The organism is Protofrankia sp. Cr2 (genome assembly GCF_963555885.1).
Taxonomy (GTDB): Bacteria; Actinomycetota; Actinomycetes; order Frankiales; family Frankiaceae; genus Protofrankia.
Map to the genome: position 1 here is coordinate 1 of NZ_CAUVXG010000101.1, position 537 is coordinate 537.

The following is a 537-nucleotide window of genomic DNA, read 5'->3' on the forward strand; positions in this document are numbered from 1 at the left end:
CCGGGATGGGTATGTCACCGAGATTGATGACATGCTCGCCGGGCTGCGTCGGTTCGATCTCGATCCGGTGCGGCGGGTCACCGCCGTCCACGGGGCCGGCTGGTCCGAGCGGTACGCCTACGACGGCGCGGGTAACATCACCGATGCGTCCTGGCCGGTGCCCGCGCAGTCCCTGCCTGCCCAGTCTCTGCCCGCGCAGCGTGACGGGCGCGACGGGGTGCACGAGGCGGCGCAGGGTGGTCGGGAGTACGCCGGCACGCTGATCCGCCGGGCCGGCCGGGTCCGTTACGAGCATGACGGCCAGGGTCGGGTGACGCTGCGCCAGCAGAAACGGCTGTCGGGCAAGCCGCGCACCTGGCGTTACAGCTGGGATGCCGATGACCGCCTCACCGGGGTGACCACTCCCGACGGCCGGCGCTGGCGGTATTCCTATGATCCGTTCGGCCGGCGGATCGCCAAGCAGCGCCTCGCCGGCGATAGTGCTGATGGTGCCGTCGATGATGGCGGGGTGGTCGAGCGGATCGAGTTCGCCTGGGA

1 pseudogene is annotated in these 537 nt (G+C 70.8%); it reads left to right on the top strand.

From position 1 onward, the window contains the following. Positions 1-537 (top strand): annotated as a pseudogene (locus U9978_RS23470) (RHS repeat domain-containing protein); the annotation flags it as partial.